The following is a 17,759-nucleotide window of genomic DNA, read 5'->3' on the forward strand; positions in this document are numbered from 1 at the left end:
GATGGGGATTTGGCGGCGGCATCGTTGCCGGGGCAGGCCCAGATCTAGCATGTCGCCGGACAAGGCGGCTATGCCCCTTTCGCAGCGTGTGGCGTGCAACTGCGCTTTGCACCACCGGCGTGCTGCGTGTTAAGCGAAGACCATGCCTGCATCCATTCTCCCGTTGACCGAGGCCGCCGCGCTCTGGCCCGTCCGAGGCGCCCTGATCGGGCTCGACCTCGGCACCAAGACGATCGGGGTCGCCGTCTCCGATCCCGACCGCAAACTTGCGACCGGCGTCGAGACTATTCAGCGCAAAACCTTCACCGCCGATGCAGCACGGTTGCTCGCACTGTCCACCGAGCGCAACGTCGCGGGCTTCATCCTCGGCCTGCCCATCAATATGGACGGCAGCGAGGGACCGCGCGCGCAATCGACCCGCGCCTTCGCGCGGAATTTTTCCAGGCTCACGGAGCTTGCCATCGGGCTCTGGGACGAGCGGCTGTCCACCGTCGCGGTGGAACGCGAACTGATCGACATGGATATGAGCCGCGCCAGACGCGCCAAGGTGATCGACGAACACGCCGCGATTTTCATTTTGCAAGGCGCGCTGGACCGCCTGTCCGTACTGCGGCAAGTGCCGGGAAAGCCGTAACCGATGTTGCTCGTGGCTGCCGCATTGCTCCCGGTGTTTCTTCTGATTGTCATGGGATTTTGCCTGAAGCGCGTCCTGCTGAAGGAAGACGCTCACTGGCTCGGGGTCGAACAACTCGTCTACTACGTGTTGTTCCCAGCCTTGCTGTTCCAGACATTGGCGCGCGCCGATCTCGCCAGCGTCCCGGTCGCGGGCGTCGGCGGTGCGCTGCTGATTGCGGTGCTGCTGATGGCAGGACTGTGCTTTGCATTGCGGCCCGTTCTGATGAAACGGATGGGCGTCAGCGGACCAGCGTTTACATCGGTCTTTCAATGCGCCTGCCGCTGGCAGACCTACGTCGCGCTCGCGGTGGCGGGAAATCTTTATGGCGCGGTCGGGCTCACCCTCGCTTCCGTGGCGATGGTGGCGATGATCCCCATTCTCAACATCATGGCCGTCTGGGTTCTCGCGCACTACGCCGCGCCCACCCGGCTGTCGTGGGCTCATATTCTTCTGACGATCGCGAAGAATCCATTCATATGGGCGTGTGCGCTCGGACTCGCGGCCAACCTGACCGGAGTTTCCTTTCCAACCTTCGTCAACGATCTGATCGACGCTCTCGGACGCTCGTCGCTGGCGCTGGGACTGCTGGTGGTCGGAGCTGGATTGCAACTCAAGGGCGTGCTGCGCCCTGATGCGCCCGCACTTCTGACCTGCGTGCTGAAGCTGATCGTAATGCCCGCATTCGCGATCGGGCTCGGGCTCGCGTTCAAGCTCACCGGGCCCAATCTCGCGATCGTCGCGTGCTGCGCTTCGGTGCCGACGGCGTCCAGCGCCTATGTGCTGGCGCGGCAGATGGGCGGCGACGCACCGCTGGTCGCCGAAATCCTGACGCTGCAAACCGCGCTCGCCGTCATCACCATGCCCATCATCATCACGCTGGTGACATGATCCCCGAAAAGTGGGCACCGGTTTTCGGAAAGGATCATGTCCAGCGAAAAACGCCTACGACCCATTCGCGAGCAGAAAGCTCTGCACCGTCGCGGCGAGGTTGTTGATGCCGTGCAGGATCACCGTCAGCCAGGTCGAACCGCTGCGATACCGCAGGTAGCCGAGCAGCAGTCCGATGGAGAACACCTGCCCCAGGAAGAACCAGTCGTATTGCAGATGCATCGCCGTCCATACGGTCGACGACAGGATGATCGCTCCGGCCGGCCTCAGAAACGACTCCGACCATCCGCGGTAGAGAAACCCGCGCGCGAAGAATTCCTCCATCGCTGGCGCGGCCACGCAGAACGCGAAGACCAACAGCCATAGCGCCCCGTCGGCCCGCGCCGTTTTCAAAACATCGACCATGAACCCGGGCGATGGCTCGCGGCCGGCGAGCCGTGAGACGATTTCGCAAGCAACCATCAACAGGAAGAGGCTTCCGACACCCTTCGCGAGGGTCCACCACGCAGGCCAGCGCAACGCGAGATAATCCGCGAACGAAACCCCCGACCATCGTATTGCGACCCACAGCACGAGCAGAACCGGCGGCAGACCCATGATGACCGACAAGGAAATAACGCGGCCGTTGGCTGCCACGGCCTGCATGGACTGGCCGTCGATGGCATCGCCTGCGCGCAGGAGAAACCAGCCGACCACGGTGATCTGCCCCAGGAAGATCGCGCCGAACAGCACGAGACCCCACAGACTGGTTCCGACAAATTTCCAGACCCGCGGCTCGCGGCTCTTGCCCGGTGGCGACACCGGCGCGAGGTCGGCAGGGCCTTCGGCAACAGTCATCGTGGGCGCTCCGGCAATTCGCTGGTACGGTCAAGCAGGTAATGCGCGATCCAGCAAACCGCGGATGTCGTCATTTGCAAGATCGACCGCGCCGTAGAGATTGCCGTGATCCGCACCGAGCCGCGTCGCCGCGAACAATTCGGCATGTTTCGGCGACACCTCGTTGAGCGCGGCGGCTGCCGCAACCAGCGCCAGCTTCTCCACCGCGAGCCGGGCAACCCGTTCGGCGTCAGGCTGGCGGAAAGACTTCGCGATGAACGCCACTGCTTCGACCACGCCGGGAAGTCCCCTTGTGTGATCGACAAGGCCGCGCAGCACATCCGCCGCGGCATCCGCCTCGCGCGACAGCGCGCGCAGCACGTCGAGACACATCACGTTGCCGGAACCTTCCCAGATCGCGTTGACCGGCGACTCGCGATAATGCCGCGCCAGGATGCCCTCCTCGACGTAGCCATTGCCGCCGAGGCACTCCATCGCCTCGTAGAGAAAACCCGGTGAACTTTTGCAGGTCCAGTATTTCACCACCGGCGTCAGCAATCGCATATAGGCCGCTTCGGCGCGCTCCGTCGGCGCGCGGTCGAACGAGCGGCACAACCGCATCACCAGCGCGGTTGAGGCTTCCACATGCAGTGCCATATCGGCGAGTACGCTGCGCATCAGCGGCTGATCGGCGAGATGCTTCTGGAACACGCTGCGATGGCGCGTGTGATGCAGCGCGTGCGCCAATCCCGAGCGCATCAGACCGGCGGACGCCAGCGAACAATCCTGCCGGGTCAGCGAAACCATCTGGATGATGGTCGGCACGCCGCGCCCCTGGTCGCCGAGGCGCAGCGCGTAAGCATTTTCAAAAACAACTTCCGACGACGCATTCGAGCGGTTGCCGAGCTTGTCCTTCAAACGCTGGAAGTGAATGCCGTTGACTGAGCCGTCCGGCGCGAAACGCGGCATGAAGAAACAGGTCAGCCCGCCTTCGGCCTGCGCGAGAACCAAGAATGCGTCGCACATCGGCGCCGACATGAACCATTTGTGCCCGGTGATGCGGTAAGCGTCGCCGTCGCGCACGGCGCGGGTGATGTTGGCGCGCACGTCGGTGCCGCCCTGCTTCTCCGTCATGCCCATGCCCATGGTCATGCCGCGCTTGGTCCACCACGGCGCGAACGCCGGATCGTAAGAGCGCGTGCCGAGCACCGGCATCACCTTGGCGCGCAACGCGGGATCCACTGACAGCGCGCCGACCGCAGCGCGCGTCATTGTGATCGGGCACAGATGTCCGGTCTCGACCTGTGCAGCGATGAAAAATTTCGCGCCGCGCACCACTTCGGACGCGCCGCCCGCGGCCTCGCCGCTCTCGTTCCACGTCGCGTTGTGAAGTCCGGCATGGGCGCTATGCGCCATCAATTCATGATAGGCCGGATGAAATTCGACCTCGTCGCGCCGAAATCCGCGCGCGTCGTAGGTCTTCAATTTTGGCGTGTTCTCATTGGCGATGCGGCCGCGCTGCGCCATCGCCGCCGAACCCCAATGCCGGCCGAAATCGGCAAGCTCCGCTGTCGCGCCCTCTCCGCCGTTCGCCGCAACCGCTTCCGCGAGCGGGCGATCGAGCGAATACAGATCGACATCCTCGAACGGAGGCGATTGATTGAAGACTTCGGTTGTGGCGGCGAGAATCGATTGCGTCATGAGTTGTTCCCGGAGCTGAGAACAACAGGTTACACCGGATCGCGGTACGTTTCACGCAGGTTCAGTCAGGGAATCTTGCGCGTCGCCGGCTCGTTATCGCCGGACAGTTCGATCGACTTTTCCTTGGCCTGCGGAAGATCGTCGTACCCCCGACGGCTGCTGTAGAATGTCAGCGCCATCAAGCCGAAGCCAATAACCAGCGAGAAGAAAACTCCCAGTCCCATGGCGATGTAGCCATGAATGGACATTTGCACGTCGGAATGTGCAACCCAGCCTTGCCAGGCCCACCATATCGTCGCCGCAAGGATGGCCAGAAGACTGACGGTGATCGCGATAGCGCCTCTGCTCATGATGGAGGCCTTTCTTAAATCAGACACGCTGCGTTTGCGCGTCTTTTTGAAGTATGATCGGCGCGCCGCAATTCAAGCCCAAAACCGCCACAGAGCTACCGATTCCTCACCGGAAAATCGAAAGTCGCATGGCCTCCGCCCGGCAGCGAGAAATGCCACCATTCGAGCCGGTAGTTCGCGAATCCTTGCTTCGCCATCGCGGAAACCAGCGTGGCGCGCCATTGTCGCTGCGACGCAGTGATCGCTTTCGAGCCGGTATGCGCTTTCTCGTCGGAGCAATCGTAACCGGCGCCCATATCGACGCTTGAGTCCGGCGCACGCAGATTCGCCGGGCCGGTGCAGTCGGCATAGTTCGCATTGGGATCGAACGGCGGCGGCGCGGACGCAGGCAACCGCACCAGCGTCAGGTCTACCGCGTTGCCGGTGGAATGCCCCGAGCGCCGGGCGATATAGCCGAGCCGAAACAGATCGGCTTTGCTCATCTTCGGATTGTAACGCCGCTGCGCCGGTGTCTCGCGTCCATCCTGCGCCCACGCATACATGTCATCCACTGCGCGCTGCGGGCGATAGCAATCGTACATCTTGAGCGATAGCCCGCGTGGTCTCAGATCCTGCTGCACGCGCTTCAGCGCCGCGCCGACGCTGCGGGTCACGATGCACTCCCCCGCCTCGTAGCCGTTCAGCACGCGCCCGACAAAGTTGTTCGCCGTGGCATAACGCATATCCTGGATGATGGTCGGATCGATATCGCGCAGGTGGACGAAATCGGCGGGCAATGGCTGGGCGATGGCGGCAGCCATCCAGAGGCCGTTTAGCAAGACTGCAATTGCAAATTTCATGACCCGGCGTCCGATATGTCATGCCGGGGACAACCCCCGCCATGACGGCAAAAATACGATAAGTGCAATGTTCCGCACCGTGCTTTCGGCCTGTTTACCCTGCCCGGACATCAGCGGGGGAAAACTCCAGAAGTGCCGAATCCACCTTGCTCAGCCGGGCAACTCTCCCTATAGCTCTTGCTTTAATGACAACTGCATCGAAATCGAGTTTCGTCCTCGGACACCGGCATTTGCTGGGCATCGAGGGCCTTTCCGCGGCCGATATCACCGGCCTTCTGGACCTCTCCGAAGAGTTCGTCGAACTGAACCGGCAGGTCGATAAAAAGCGCAGCAATCTGCGCGGCCGCACCCAGGTCAACCTGTTCTTCGAAGCCTCCACGCGCACGCAATCCTCGTTCGAGATCGCCGGCAAACGGCTCGGCGCCGACGTCATGAACATGTCGGTCGCCTCGTCATCGATCCGCAAGGGCGAGACCCTGATGGATACCGCGGTGACGCTGAACGCCATGCATCCGGATATTCTGGTGGTGCGCCATCACGCGTCCGGCGCGTGCGAACTGCTCGCCCAGAAGGTTGACGGCTCCGTCATCAACGCCGGAGACGGCGCGCACGAGCATCCGACGCAGGCGCTGCTCGACGCACTCACCATCCGCCGCAACAAGGGCCGGCTCGAGGGTCTGCTGGTGGCAATCTGCGGCGACGTGCTGCATTCGCGGGTCGCGCGTTCCAACATCATCCTGCTCAATGCGATGGGTGCGCGCGTCCGCGTGGTTGCGCCCTCCACACTGCTGCCGTCCGGCATCGAGCGCATGGGCGTCGAGGTCGCGCGCGACATGCGCGAAGGTCTCGAGGGCGCGGATATCGTGATGATGCTGCGGTTGCAGCGCGAACGCATGAACGGCTCGTTCGTGCCGTCCAGCTCCGAGTATTTTCACTATTACGGCCTCGACCAGAAGAAACTCGGTTACGCCAAGCCCGATGCGCTCGTCATGCATCCGGGCCCGATGAATCGCGGTGTCGAGATCGACTCCATCGTCGCGGACGGCGCGCAGTCGCTGATCCGCGAACAGGTCGAAATGGGTGTGGCAGTGCGCATGGCGGTGCTCGAAGCACTCGCCCGCAACCTGCCGAACGCGTGACATCATGAGAAACGATCGCCGCCCTATCCTGCTCGCCAATGCCCGCCTGATCGATCCGTCTCGCGATCTCGACGGACCGGGCGACGTGCTGATTGCCGATGGCTCCATCCGCGACGCGCGGCGTGGCATCGGTGTCGCCGGAGTCCCCGAAGGCACAGACATTATTAATTGCGCCGGCAAGGTGGTCGCCCCCGGCCTGATCGACATGCGCGCCTTCGTTGGCGAGCCCGGTGCCGGCCACCGGGAAACCATTGCCTCAGCGAGTCTGGCGGCAGCGGCGGGCGGCATCACCACCATCGTCTGCCAGCCCGACACCAAGCCCGTCATCGACAATTCCGCGACGGTGGATTTCATCCTGCGCCGAGCGCGCGACACCGCCATCGTCAACATTCATCCCATGGCCGCGCTGACCAAGGGCATGAAGGGCGAGGAAATGACCGAGATCGGCCTGCTGAAAGCAGCGGGCGCGGTGGCCTTCACCGACGGCGACAGCAGCGTGATGAACGCTCTGGTGATGCGCCGCGCGCTGACCTACGCCCGCGATTTCGATGCGCTGATCGTGCATCACACCGAGGACCCGCATCTGATCGGCGAAGGCGTGATGAACGAAGGCGAACTTGCTTCGCGGCTCGGCCTGTTCGGCATTCCCAACGCTGCCGAAGCCGTGGTGCTGGAGCGCGACATGCGCCTCGTGGCGCTCACCGGCGGGCGCTATCACGCAGGCTCGCTGACCTGCATCGACTCGCTCGATGTCCTGAAGCGCGCCAAGGAAGCCGGCCTCAACGTCAGTGCGTCGGCCTCGATCAATCACCTGACGCTGAACGAGAACGACATCGGCCCCTACCGGACCTTCCTCAAGCTGTCGCCGCCGCTGCGCACGGAGACCGATCGTCTCGCGCTGGTCGCGGCCGTCGCATCCGGGCTCATCGACGTCATCATGTCGGATCACAATCCGCAGGACGTCGAGGTGAAGCGCCTTCCTTTCGCGGAAGCCGCCCCCGGAGCCATCGGATTGGAGACCATGCTGTCCGCAGGACTGCGCCTCGTTCATTCCGGCGACCTCGAACTGAAAGCGTTGATCCGCGCCATGTCCACGCGCCCCGCCGAATTGCTCGGGCTGCCCGGTGGATCGCTGCGGCCGGGATCGCCCGCCGACGTGATCGTGATCGATCTCGACACGCCGTGGGTGCTCGATCCGGCGGACCTCAAGTCGCAATGCAAGAACACGCCGTTCGATGAAGCGCGCTTTACGGGCCGCGTCGCGCGCACCATCGTCGGCGGACGCACGGTCTATGAACATGTGTGAGGCAACATGATCGGCACTCTCCTGCTGGCGCTGGCCTTCGGTTACCTGTGCGGCTCGGTGCCGTTCGGGCTGATCCTCACAAAGCTCGCCGGCACGCAGGACCTGCGCTCCATCGGCTCCGGCAACATCGGCGCGACCAACGTGCTGCGCACCGGCAACAAGGGTCTCGCCGCCGCGACACTCCTTGGCGACATGCTGAAAGGCACGCTCGCCGTGATCGTCGCGGGATATGTCGCGGGACCCGATGCGGCGATTTCAGCAGGCGTCGGCGCGTTCGCCGGTCATCTTTTCCCGGTATGGCTGAAGTTCAAGGGCGGCAAAGGCGTCGCCACCTATATCGGCGTGCTGCTCGGATTGTTCTGGCCGGCCGCGCTTGCATTCTGCGGCATCTGGATCGCCGTGGCGCTGATCTTCCGCTATTCGTCGCTGGCGGCGTTGATCGCGAGCGCGGTCATTCCACTGATGCTGTTCTGGTCGCAGCACGTGACGCTCGCGCTGGTGTTCGCCGTGATGTCCATCGTGTTGTGGATCATGCACCGCGCCAACATCAAGCGGCTGATGGACGGCACCGAGGGGAAGATCGGGAAGAAGGGGTAATTCCTTCGCAACCGGGATTGTCCACATCCTGAAGTTGCGCAACACTCCCGTCCCACGGGGGCCGCGTGGACATCAAAACGTCAGCCACGACCAGATTGACCGACGCGCAGCGCATCGACTGGCTGCGCCTGATCCGTTCCGACAATGTCGGCCCGCGTACCTTCCGCTCCCTCGTCAATCATTACGGCAGTGCACGCGCGGCGCTGGACCGTCTGCCTGATCTCGCGCGGCGCGGCGGCGCGGCAAAACCCGGACGGATCTGCACGCAGGCCGATGCCGAACGCGAGATCGCGAACAGCAGGCGGATCGGCGTCACGCTGCTCGCGCCCGGTGAAGCCGGTTACCCGCCTCGCCTCGTCCTGATCGACGATGCACCGCCGCTGCTTGGTGTCCGCGGCGCGCTTGAAGTCGAGATGCGGCCGATGATCGGCATCGTCGGCTCACGCAACGCCTCAGGCGCCGGATTGAAATTCGCACAGACGCTATCGCGTGATCTCGGTGACGCCGGTTTCGTCATCGCATCGGGGCTGGCGCGCGGCATCGATCAGGCGGCGCATCGCGTCACGCTTGAGAGCGGCACCGTCGCCGTGCTGGCTGGAGGCCACGACAAGATCTATCCGCCCGAGCACGAAGACCTGCTGATGGCGATCATCTCATCCGGCAGCGGCGCGATTTCCGAAATGCCACTCGGCCACGGCCCGCGTGCGCGGGATTTTCCCCGGCGCAACCGGCTGATCTCGGGCGTCTCGTTCGGCGTCGTCATCATCGAGGCTGCGCATCGCTCGGGCTCGCTCATCACCGCGCGCTTTGCCAACGAGCAGGGCCGCGAGGTGTTCGCCGTGCCCGGCTCGCCGCTCGATCCACGCGCCGCCGGTACCAACGATCTCATCAAGCAAGGCGCGGCACTGGTGACGGAGGCGGCCGACGTCATCAACGCGGTGCAGCCGATCATGGGACGTCCGGTCGAATTGCCGATCAGCGAATCCGACGACAGTCAGCCGATGGACGACGAACCCGCCGCCGACGAACGCGCCCGCATCGTCAATCTACTTGGCCCCTCACCCGTCGGCATCGACGATCTCATTCGCATGGCGGGTGTCTCCGCCGCAGTGACGCGAACCGTCCTGCTCGAACTCGAGCTGGCAGGACGGCTGGAACGCCACGGCGGCGGAATGGTTTCGCTTCTCTAATTCCTATCCGCGATAGATCGGCGCGCCGGCCGGCGATGATGTCGCGCCGCCATCGACAAAGATCTCCTGACCCTGGACATGCGCGGCATCGTCCGACGCCAGAAACAAGACAGTCTTGGCGATGTGATCTGCTTCGCCCATGCGGCCGAGCGGCGTGGACAAAGCGAACCGCTTTTCAAGCGCTTGCTCAGCCTGCGGCGTCGCAATCGCGGCACCCCAGATCGGCGTGCGCGTGCCGCCGGGTGCGACGACGTTGATGCGGATGCCGCGCGGCGACAGTTCGGACGCCATCACGCGCGCCATCGCGCGGACGCCGGCCTTGGTCGCCGCATAAGCCGAATATCCCGGATTGCCGAGCACGGAGATGACCGAGCCGTTGAGAATGATCGACGCGTTGTCGTTGAGATGTGGCAGCGCTGCCTGCACCGTGAAAAACACCGATGTCAGATTGGTGCGGATCACACTCTCGAACGCCGCGAGCGTCGTGCCGCCGACCGGCGTGTTGCCCGCGATGCCCGCGTTCGCGAAGAGAATGTCGAGCTTGCCGAACTTCGCGGCGGCCTCCGCGAACGCCTTCTCCAAAGCGCCTATGTCGTTCGTGTCGGCCTGAACGGCAAAACCGTTGGCACCCAGTTCCTTGGCGGCCGCATCCAGCCTTGTCTGATCCCGGCCCGTAATGACGACTTTCGCGCCCTCAGCTGCGAACAGCTTGGCGGTGGCCAGGCCGATGCCGCTGTTGCCGCCGGTGATCAGCGCGGTTTTGCCCTTCAATCGCATGGAACTCTCCTGGTTCAATCTAGTTTAATAATGAAACCACACTTGCTGAGTAATGCTTTTAGTTTTATGATGCAACCACAATGTCGTGACCGGAGGGTCTGCTCGTGAAACGCAAGAGTCTTCAAGGCGATCTGTGCCCCATCGCGCGGTCGCTGGACGTTATCGGCGACTGGTGGTCGCTGCTGATCGTGCGCGACGCGCTGCTGGGCGCGCGGCGCTTCAGCCAGTTTCAGAAAAATCTCGGGGTGGCGAAGAATATCCTCACCGTGCGCCTGCGCACGCTGGTCGCGGAAGGCATTCTCGAAATCAGCCCGGCGCCGGACGGCGGCGCCTATCAGGACTATGTGCCGACGGCGAAGGCGCGCGGACTTTTTCCGGTGCTGGTCGCGTTGCGGCAGTGGGGCGAGCAATTCGTGATTCAGCCGGGCGAGGAATTCAGCGCGCTGGTCGACCGGAAGAATGGTTTGCCGCTTCGTACGCTGGAGATCCGCGCGCAGGATGGACGTCTGATCGATCAGACCGACACACGGATCGCGACCCCGGCTTCAGCCTGAACCCCTGAACTAGAAACGACCGGGCCGCGCTTGCCGCCGGGCGAAATCATTGGCCTCGAGTTGCGCCATTTCGAGCAGATGCGTCAGCATATCCAGCCGATGGGTACGCGAGAGCTGCGCCAGTTCCGCCACCGCCTCAGCAATGAAGCTCGCCGCTTCCGCCGGACCGCCATCGGCGGTCGCGGGATCGGTCTGCAAGAAATCGCTGCGACCGTCGCGCGCGGCCATCTATGCAAACCCTTCAAGGCCAGAATCGTCAATTTAAGAGCATTTTTATATGATACACGTATAAATTGCACAATCGCAAGTACCCATAAAATACAACCTAGGGGCGAATTCGGTAACCAAGGCCGGAGCGATCACCATCTCACGATTTGACAGAGGACCCCCTTTTACCCATGTATCGGGCAAGCCAGCCTGATGGAATCTTGCGATTCCGGCCCGCGTATCCCCTGTAAGTCATTGGAATCTTATGAATCTCGTCATTGTCGAGTCGCCTGCGAAGGCCAAGACGATCAACAAATATTTGGGCTCCTCCTACGAGGTTTTGGCCTCATACGGTCACGTCCGCGACCTTCCGGCCAAGAATGGCTCGGTCGATCCGGAGGCGAATTTCCAGATGATCTGGGAAAACGATCCCAAGGCGGCCGGCCGTCTCAACGAAATCGCCAAGGCGCTCAAAGGCGCCGACAAGCTGATCCTCGCCACCGACCCTGATCGCGAAGGCGAAGCCATTTCCTGGCATGTGCTCGAGATCATGAAGGAGAAACGCGCGCTCAAGGATCAGAAGATCGAGCGTGTCGTCTTCAACGCCATCACCAAGCAGGCCGTCACCGAGGCCATGAAGAACCCGCGCCAGATCGACGGCGCACTGGTCGATGCCTATCTGGCGCGCCGCGCACTGGACTATCTGGTCGGCTTTACCCTCTCCCCCGTTCTCTGGCGCAAGCTGCCCGGCGCGCGTTCGGCCGGCCGCGTGCAGTCGGTGGCCTTGCGGTTGGTCTGCGACCGCGAACTCGAAATCGAAAAGTTCGTACCGCGCGAATACTGGTCGCTGCTCACCACGCTGGCGACGCCGCGCGGTGAATCCTTCGAGGCGCGCCTTGTCGGCGCAGACGGCAAGAAGATTCAGCGCCTCGATATCGGCACCGGCGCGGAAGCCGAGGATTTCAAGAAGGCGCTTGAAGCCGCCAACTTCACCGTCACCACGGTCGAAGCCAAGCCCGCACGCCGCAATCCGCAGTCCCCGTTCACGACATCGACGCTGCAGCAGGAAGCCAGCCGCAAGCTCGGCTTCGCGCCTGCGCACACCATGCGCATCGCGCAGCGCCTTTACGAAGGTATCGACATCGGCGGCGAAACCACCGGACTCATTACTTATATGCGTACCGACGGCGTGCAGATCGATCCGTCCGCCATCACGCAGGCCCGCAAGGTGATCGGCGAGGACTACGGCAAGGCCTACGTGCCGGATTCGCCGCGCCAGTACACCTCCAAGGCCAAGAATGCGCAGGAAGCGCACGAAGCCATCCGCCCGACCGACCTGTCGCGCCGTCCGTCTTCGCTGAAGGCCCGGCTCGATAACGATCAGGCCCGGCTTTACGAATTGATCTGGATGCGCACCGTCGCAAGCCAGATGGAATCCGCCGAGATGGAGCGCACCACCGTCGACATCGCCGCAAAGGCAGGCGCGCGGGTGCTCGAATTGCGCGCCACCGGTCAGGTTGTGAAGTTCGACGGCTTCCTCGCGGTCTATCAGGAAGGCCGCGACGACGATCCGGAGGACGAGGACAGCAAGCGCCTGCCAGTCATCAACCAGGGCGAAAACCTCAAGCGCGAGAAACTCGACGTCACCCAGCACTTCACCGAGCCGCCGCCGCGCTTCTCGGAAGCCTCGCTGGTCAAGCGCATGGAAGAACTCGGCATCGGCCGGCCTTCGACCTATGCGTCGATTCTTCAGGTGCTGAAGGATCGCGGTTACGTGAAGCTCGAGAAGAAGCGGCTGCACGGCGAGGACAAGGGCCGCGTCGTGGTCGCGTTCCTGGAGAACTATTTCGCGCGTTACGTGGAATTCGACTTCACCGCCGATCTCGAAGAGAAGCTCGACAAGATTTCCAACAACGAAATCTCGTGGAAGCAGGTGCTTGCCGACTTCTGGAAGGATTTCATCGGCGCGGTCAACGACATCAAGGATGTGCGCGTCACCGAAGTCCTCGACGTGCTCGACGCGATGCTCGGTGAACACATCTATGAACCCCGTGCCGATGGCGGCGATCCGCGCCAGTGCCCGAGCTGTGGCAACGGCAAACTCAATCTGAAAGCCGGCAAGTTCGGCGCCTTCGTCGGCTGCTCGAACTATCCCGAGTGCCGCTACACCCGGCCCCTCGCCGCTTCGAGCGGGCAAAGCGACCGTCCGCTCGGCAAGGATCCGGTCTCGGGCCTTGAGGTCATGGTCAAGGCCGGACGTTTCGGCCCCTACATCCAGCTCGGCGACGCCAAGGACTACGGCGAAGACGAGAAGCCGAAGCGCGCCGGCATTCCGAAAAACATGTCGCCCGCCGATGTTGAACTCGAACTGGCGCTGAAGCTGTTGTCGCTGCCGCGCGATATCGGACCGCATCCGGAAGATGGCGAAGTCATCACCGCCGGCATCGGCCGGTTCGGCCCGTTCGTGCGCCACGGCAAGACCTATGCAAGCCTGGAGGCCGGCGACGACGTTTATAATGTCGGTCTCAATCGCGCGGTGACGCTGATCGCCGAAAAGGTTCTGAAAGGCCCCAGCCGCCGCTTCGGCGCGGACCCCGGCAAGCCTGTCGGAGAATACCCGGCGCGTGGCGGCACCATCATGGTGAAAACGGGACGCTACGGCGCCTACGTCACCATCGATGGCATCAACGCCACGATCCCGAGCGACAAGACGCCCGAGACCATCACGCTGCCCGAAGCCATCGCGCTCATTGAAGAGCGTGCAACCAAGGGCGGCGGCAAGCCGAAGCGCGGCGCGAAGAAAGCTGCGAAGAAACCTGCCAAGGCAAAAGCCGCGGCAGCGACCAGCGATCTCAACGGTGCCGAGAAGGTTGCGAAGAAGCCGGCTGCGAAAAAGAAAGCCGCCGCCAAGCCGGCGGCGAAAAAGGCTGCGCCCAAGAAGGATGCTGCCGAGCCGGTCTCTTTGAAGGCCGCCAAGGAGGCCAAGACCACCAAGGCGGCAGCGCCGAAAGTTGCAGCGGCCAAAATCACCAAAGTCGCTGAAAAGAAAAGCGCCGGTAAAGCACGCGGATAATGAAAAAGAAAAGCGACGCGACAAACGTCTTTCCCGACAGGGAGAGCATTGTCGCGTTCGTCAAGGCGCAACCCGGTGAAGCCGGCACGCGCGAACTCGCCAAGCAGTTCGGATTGAAGAACGAGTCCCGCGCAGCGCTGCGGCGCATCCTGCGCGAGTTGGCCGACGAAGGCTTGATCGAAAAGCGCGGCAAGAAAGTCGCGGAGCCGAAATCCCTGCCGCCGACCATCGTCGCCGACATCACCGGACGCGACAAGGACGGCGAGTTGATTGCGTCTCCGGCCGAATGGCTGGAGGAAACCGACGGCCCTGCCCCGGTCATCCGCATTCACGTCCCGCGCCGCCCGCCACCCGGCACAGCCGCAGGCGTCGGCGACCGCGCATTGCTGCGCGTCGAGAAGCCCGACAGCAAGCACGAGAAAGCCTATCGCGGCCGTGTCATCAAACTGCTCGACAAGGCCAAGACCCGTGTCCTTGGAATCTTCCGCTCACTGCCGAATGGTGACGGCCGGCTGATCCCGATCGACAAGAAACAGGTTGGCCGTGAGCTGGCCATCGCCGCCAACGATTCAGGCGGCGCGCAGGACGGCGACCTCATCAGCGTCGAACTGATGCGCTCGCGCGGTTACGGACTGCCATCGGGCCGCGTGAAGGAACGCCTCGGTTCGCTGAAGACCGAGAAGGCCGTCAGCCTGATCGCGATCCATTCGCACGAGATCCCGCAGGAATTCCCTGCCGACGTCATTGCGGAATCCGAAGACGCGAAACCTGCGACCCTCAGCGGCCGCGAGGACTGGCGCGACGTGCCGCTCATCACGATCGATCCGCCGGATGCGAAAGACCACGACGACGCGGTCCACGCCGAGCCCGATGCTGACTCGAACAACAAGGGCGGCTACATCGTCAACGTCGCCATCGCCGATGTCGCGTTTTATGTGCGGCCACAAATGCCGCTGGACCGCGAAGCGCTCAAGCGCGGCAACTCGGTTTACTTCCCCGACCGCGTCGTGCCGATGCTGCCGGAGCGCATCTCCAACGACCTGTGTTCGCTGAAGCCAGGCGAGCCGCGCGGCGCGCTCGCCGTACGCATGGTGATCGACAAGGACGGCCGCAAGCGCTCGCATACGTTCCACCGCGTGCTGATGCGCTCGGCCGCGAAACTCAGTTACGCGCAGGCGCAGGCTGCCATCGACGGGCGGCCCGACGACATCACCGGGCCCCTACTCGATCCGATCCTCAAGCCGCTTTACGACGCCTATGCGGTGGTCAAGCGCGCGCGCAACGAGCGCGATCCACTCGATCTCGATTTGCCTGAACGGAAAATCCTGCTGAAGACGGACGGCACCGTCGACCGTGTGGTGACGCCAGAGCGGCTCGACGCGCATCGCCTGATCGAGGAATTCATGATCCTCGCCAATGTCGCCGCAGCCGAGACGCTTGAAAAGAAAGCATTGCCGCTGATCTATCGCGTGCATGACGAGCCGTCGGTCGAGAAGGTTCACAATCTGACCGAATTTCTCAAGACCCTCGACATGCCGTTCTCCGCCACGGGCGCGCTGCGGCCTGCGGTCTTCAACCGCATTCTTGTGCAGGTGAAAGGCCGCGACGCGGAGTCGATGGTGAACGAGGTCGTGCTGCGCTCGCAGGCGCAGGCCGAGTATTCCGCCGAGAATTACGGACACTTCGGTCTCAACCTGCGCCGCTACGCGCATTTCACCTCGCCGATCCGGCGATACGCGGACCTGATCGTGCATCGCGCGCTGATCCGCGCGCTCGGGCTCGGCGAAGGCGCGTTGCCCGACACCGAGACGTTTGAAACACTCACCGAGGTCGCCGCGGCCATTTCGCTCACTGAGCGCCGTGCCATGAAGGCGGAACGCGAAACCGCCGATCGCCTGATCGCGCACTTTCTCGCGGATCGGATCGGCGCGACGTTCGAAGGGCGGATTTCGGGCGTCACACGCGCAGGATTGTTCGTAAAACTGACGGATACCGGCGCCGACGGCCTCATTCCCGTTCGCACGCTGGGAAGCGAATATTACAACTACGACGAAGCCCGCCATGCCCTGATCGGATCGCGCAGCGGAGCCATGCATCGGCTAGGTGACGTGGTGCAGGTTCGTCTGGTAGAAGCTGCGCCGGTGGCGGGCGCGCTGCGGTTCGAGTTGCTGTCCGAGGGGCGACCTGCTCCGCGCGGCGGCCGCATCCGCACCGGCCGCGATACCAAGCCGCATCCCGGCGGTAAATCCCGGCCGGGGCGCGACAAGGCCGACAGAAAGAAAAAATCGCGCAAGCCTGCCACTGGCAAGGGGCGCAAACGGAAGAAGGGATAATGTCCCTTCACAGGAGATGTGATGGATAGCCGGACCACAATGCCCGCAGCGACATGGACACAAACCTCCGCGTCGCTTCCCAAGCGCGACGTCTGGCAGGCGATGGCGCGCGGACTGCGGTGCCGCTGCCCGAACTGCGGTGAAGGCAAAATCTTCCGCGCGTTCCTGAAGGTCGCCGACAACTGCTCGGCGTGCGGACAGGATTTGAGCCATCATCGCGCCGACGATCTGCCCGCCTATCTCGTGATCGTGGTGGTCGGACATATCATCGTGCCGATCGCGTTGTGGATCGAGACCAACTACGCGCCGTCCATGCTGCTACAGCTTGCATTCTATCTGCCGTTCACGCTGATCGCGTCGCTGGTTCTGCTTCAGCCGATCAAGGGCGCCGTGGTGGGATTGCAGTGGGCATTCCGTATGCACGGTTTCGATGAGACCCGGCCCGAAGGTGTCGAGGAAGGCACCCTTGCCAAGCTGAACGTGGCGAAATGATCACGCCTGAACGAGAAGAAAAGGAAGACGACAGTCATCCTTACCGGCGCCCGAAAGATGCCGCGACGCTGATCCTTGTCGATCGCAGCGGAAGCGTCCCCAAGGTGCTGGTCGGCAAGCGCCACGACAAGGTCGTGTTCCAGCCCGGCAAGTTCGTGTTTCCCGGCGGCCGGGTCGATGCGACCGACAGTAAGATTCCGGTGGCCGCCGATATTCCCAAGGCGCTTGAGAAAAAACTCGTCGGCGGCAGCCCCCGGATCGCACCCGCCCGCGCCCGCGCACTGGCCGTCGCGGCCATTCGCGAAGCCTGCGAGGAAACCGGCCTCTGTCTGGGCAGGAAAGTCGCGCGCATGAACGGCGCGGCTGCAAAGCTCACAGGCGAATGGAAACCTTTCGCCGACGCCGGGCTGTTGCCCGATCCGTCCGGACTGTTCCTGATTGCCCGCGCCATTACCCCGCCCGGCCGGGTCCGGCGCTTCGATACGCGGTTTTTTACCGCCGACGCATCGTCCATCGCCCACAGCGTTGAAGGCGTCGTCCACGCCGAAGCCGAACTGGTGGAACTGGTCTGGGTCGAACTCGGGTCGCCGTCGCTGGAAGGCCTGCATACGATGACGAAAAACGTATTGCGCGAACTGTCTCACCGCCTCGCAACCGGACCTCTGTCACATGCAGCGGCGGTGCCCTTCTATCACTTCCAGGGCGGCGACTGGCGGCGCGATTTGATCTAGCCACCTCGCCATTCCGCCTGCCCTCAAAAATATCCTGACAATCGTGTGGCCCGGTATTATGGGCGGCTGACATCATCCTCCAAGGATGAT

Annotated in this window: 17 protein-coding genes; 11 read left to right on the plus strand and 6 right to left on the minus strand. The window is 63.2% G+C overall.

All coding sequences use genetic code 11. From position 1 onward, the window contains the following. Nucleotides 1-142 precede the first annotated feature (142 nt). Nucleotides 143-634: a Holliday junction resolvase RuvX gene (ruvX, locus tag AC1RKJ_RS03940; RefSeq protein WP_492789691.1), complete on the plus strand. Its 492-nt coding sequence runs from the start codon at nt 143-145 to the stop codon at nt 632-634. A gap of 3 nt (nt 635-637) precedes the next feature. Next, the gene (locus AC1RKJ_RS03945; protein ID WP_492789692.1) at nt 638-1,564 is read left to right on the plus strand and encodes an AEC family transporter; all 927 of its coding nucleotides are present in this window, start codon (nt 638-640) and stop codon (nt 1,562-1,564) included. Between the two features lie 54 nt (nt 1,565-1,618). Here AC1RKJ_RS03945 and AC1RKJ_RS03950 read toward each other — a convergent pair whose 3' ends face one another. The 4 genes from AC1RKJ_RS03950 to AC1RKJ_RS03965 all read right to left on the minus strand — a co-directional run bounded on the left by AC1RKJ_RS03950 (nt 1,619) and on the right by AC1RKJ_RS03965 (nt 5,270). Continuing rightward, a complete protein-coding gene (locus AC1RKJ_RS03950; RefSeq protein ID WP_492789693.1) occupies nt 1,619-2,401 on the minus strand; it encodes a CPBP family intramembrane glutamic endopeptidase in 783 nt (260 codons plus the stop codon). 30 nt (nt 2,402-2,431) lie between these two features. After that, nucleotides 2,432-4,081, minus strand: a complete 1,650-nt coding sequence (locus AC1RKJ_RS03955; protein ID WP_492789694.1) for an acyl-CoA dehydrogenase family protein — start codon at nt 4,079-4,081, stop codon at nt 2,432-2,434. Nucleotides 4,082-4,146: 65 nt separating this feature from the next. Beyond that, a complete protein-coding gene (locus AC1RKJ_RS03960) occupies nt 4,147-4,431 on the minus strand; it encodes a hypothetical protein (protein ID WP_492789695.1) in 285 nt (94 codons plus the stop codon). 95 nt (nt 4,432-4,526) lie between these two features. Then, on the minus strand, nt 4,527-5,270 hold the full coding sequence (locus AC1RKJ_RS03965; protein ID WP_492789697.1) for a M15 family metallopeptidase: 744 nt from the start codon (nt 5,268-5,270) through the stop codon (nt 4,527-4,529). Between the two features lie 185 nt (nt 5,271-5,455). Here AC1RKJ_RS03965 and AC1RKJ_RS03970 point away from each other — a divergent pair, with 185 nt between their 5' ends. From AC1RKJ_RS03970 to dprA, 4 genes are all read left to right on the plus strand, one after another. Next, nucleotides 5,456-6,409, plus strand: a complete 954-nt coding sequence (locus AC1RKJ_RS03970) for an aspartate carbamoyltransferase catalytic subunit (RefSeq protein ID WP_492789699.1) — start codon at nt 5,456-5,458, stop codon at nt 6,407-6,409. Nucleotides 6,410-6,413: 4 nt separating this feature from the next. Then, a complete protein-coding gene (locus tag AC1RKJ_RS03975; protein ID WP_492789700.1) occupies nt 6,414-7,715 on the plus strand; it encodes a dihydroorotase in 1,302 nt (433 codons plus the stop codon). Between the two features lie 6 nt (nt 7,716-7,721). After that, the gene (gene plsY / locus AC1RKJ_RS03980) at nt 7,722-8,312 is read left to right on the plus strand and encodes a glycerol-3-phosphate 1-O-acyltransferase PlsY (RefSeq protein WP_492789702.1); all 591 of its coding nucleotides are present in this window, start codon (nt 7,722-7,724) and stop codon (nt 8,310-8,312) included. 65 nt (nt 8,313-8,377) lie between these two features. Continuing rightward, entirely contained in the window at nt 8,378-9,502 is a 1,125-nt protein-coding gene (gene dprA / locus AC1RKJ_RS03985) for a DNA-processing protein DprA (protein ID WP_492789704.1), read from the plus strand. A 3-nt stretch (nt 9,503-9,505) separates the two neighbouring features. On the opposite strand, the gene AC1RKJ_RS03990 is transcribed toward dprA, so the two are convergent. Next, entirely contained in the window at nt 9,506-10,279 is a 774-nt protein-coding gene (locus AC1RKJ_RS03990) for an SDR family oxidoreductase (protein ID WP_492789706.1), read from the minus strand. Nucleotides 10,280-10,383: 104 nt separating this feature from the next. On the opposite strand from AC1RKJ_RS03990, the gene AC1RKJ_RS03995 reads away from it, so the two are divergent. Then, nucleotides 10,384-10,833, plus strand: a complete 450-nt coding sequence (locus tag AC1RKJ_RS03995; RefSeq protein ID WP_492789707.1) for a winged helix-turn-helix transcriptional regulator — start codon at nt 10,384-10,386, stop codon at nt 10,831-10,833. 9 nt (nt 10,834-10,842) lie between these two features. On the opposite strand, the gene AC1RKJ_RS04000 is transcribed toward AC1RKJ_RS03995, so the two are convergent. Next, nucleotides 10,843-11,061, minus strand: a complete 219-nt coding sequence (locus AC1RKJ_RS04000; protein WP_492789709.1) for a hypothetical protein — start codon at nt 11,059-11,061, stop codon at nt 10,843-10,845. A gap of 244 nt (nt 11,062-11,305) precedes the next feature. Between AC1RKJ_RS04000 and topA the strand changes: the two genes are divergently transcribed. From topA to AC1RKJ_RS04020, 4 genes are read left to right on the plus strand one after another with little or no spacing between them, the layout of a single operon-like run. After that, the gene (topA, locus tag AC1RKJ_RS04005; RefSeq protein ID WP_492789711.1) at nt 11,306-14,113 is read left to right on the plus strand and encodes a type I DNA topoisomerase; all 2,808 of its coding nucleotides are present in this window, start codon (nt 11,306-11,308) and stop codon (nt 14,111-14,113) included. Next, nucleotides 14,113-16,446, plus strand: coding sequence for a ribonuclease R (gene rnr, locus AC1RKJ_RS04010; RefSeq protein ID WP_492789712.1), 2,334 nt, complete (start codon nt 14,113-14,115; stop codon nt 16,444-16,446). The genes topA and rnr overlap by 1 nt, the downstream gene beginning before the upstream one ends. Before the next feature lie 21 nt (nt 16,447-16,467). Further along, nucleotides 16,468-16,938 carry a DUF983 domain-containing protein gene (locus AC1RKJ_RS04015; RefSeq protein ID WP_492789714.1) on the plus strand — a complete coding sequence of 157 codons (471 nt, stop codon included), beginning with the start codon at nt 16,468-16,470 and terminating at the stop codon, nt 16,936-16,938. After that, entirely contained in the window at nt 16,935-17,669 is a 735-nt protein-coding gene (locus tag AC1RKJ_RS04020) for an NUDIX hydrolase (protein ID WP_492789716.1), read from the plus strand. Before AC1RKJ_RS04015 ends, AC1RKJ_RS04020 begins: the two co-directional genes overlap by 4 nt. Nucleotides 17,670-17,759 lie beyond the last annotated feature (90 nt).

The organism is Afipia sp. GW822-FHT04G07 (genome assembly GCF_058800765.1).

Bases quoted from the DNA above. Each gene is read 5' to 3' on its own strand.
- topA (WP_492789711.1), top strand. From the start codon at position 11,306: ATGAATCTCGTCATTGTCGAGTCGCCTGCGAAGGCCAAGACGATCAAC.
- AC1RKJ_RS04015 (WP_492789714.1), top strand. From the start codon at position 16,468: ATGGATAGCCGGACCACAATGCCCGCAGCGACATGGACACAAACCTCC.
- AC1RKJ_RS03955 (WP_492789694.1), bottom strand. From the start codon at position 4,081: ATGACGCAATCGATTCTCGCCGCCACAACCGAAGTCTTCAATCAATCG.
- AC1RKJ_RS03950 (WP_492789693.1), bottom strand. From the start codon at position 2,401: ATGACTGTTGCCGAAGGCCCTGCCGACCTCGCGCCGGTGTCGCCACCG.
- rnr (WP_492789712.1), top strand. From the start codon at position 14,113: ATGAAAAAGAAAAGCGACGCGACAAACGTCTTTCCCGACAGGGAGAGC.
- AC1RKJ_RS03965 (WP_492789697.1), bottom strand. From the start codon at position 5,270: ATGAAATTTGCAATTGCAGTCTTGCTAAACGGCCTCTGGATGGCTGCC.
- plsY (WP_492789702.1), top strand. From the start codon at position 7,722: ATGATCGGCACTCTCCTGCTGGCGCTGGCCTTCGGTTACCTGTGCGGC.
- AC1RKJ_RS03970 (WP_492789699.1), top strand. From the start codon at position 5,456: ATGACAACTGCATCGAAATCGAGTTTCGTCCTCGGACACCGGCATTTG.
- AC1RKJ_RS04000 (WP_492789709.1), bottom strand. From the start codon at position 11,061: ATGGCCGCGCGCGACGGTCGCAGCGATTTCTTGCAGACCGATCCCGCG.
- AC1RKJ_RS03990 (WP_492789706.1), bottom strand. From the start codon at position 10,279: ATGCGATTGAAGGGCAAAACCGCGCTGATCACCGGCGGCAACAGCGGC.
- AC1RKJ_RS04020 (WP_492789716.1), top strand. From the start codon at position 16,935: ATGATCACGCCTGAACGAGAAGAAAAGGAAGACGACAGTCATCCTTAC.
- AC1RKJ_RS03975 (WP_492789700.1), top strand. From the start codon at position 6,414: ATGAGAAACGATCGCCGCCCTATCCTGCTCGCCAATGCCCGCCTGATC.
- AC1RKJ_RS03960 (WP_492789695.1), bottom strand. From the start codon at position 4,431: ATGAGCAGAGGCGCTATCGCGATCACCGTCAGTCTTCTGGCCATCCTT.
- ruvX (WP_492789691.1), top strand. From the start codon at position 143: ATGCCTGCATCCATTCTCCCGTTGACCGAGGCCGCCGCGCTCTGGCCC.
- AC1RKJ_RS03945 (WP_492789692.1), top strand. From the start codon at position 638: ATGTTGCTCGTGGCTGCCGCATTGCTCCCGGTGTTTCTTCTGATTGTC.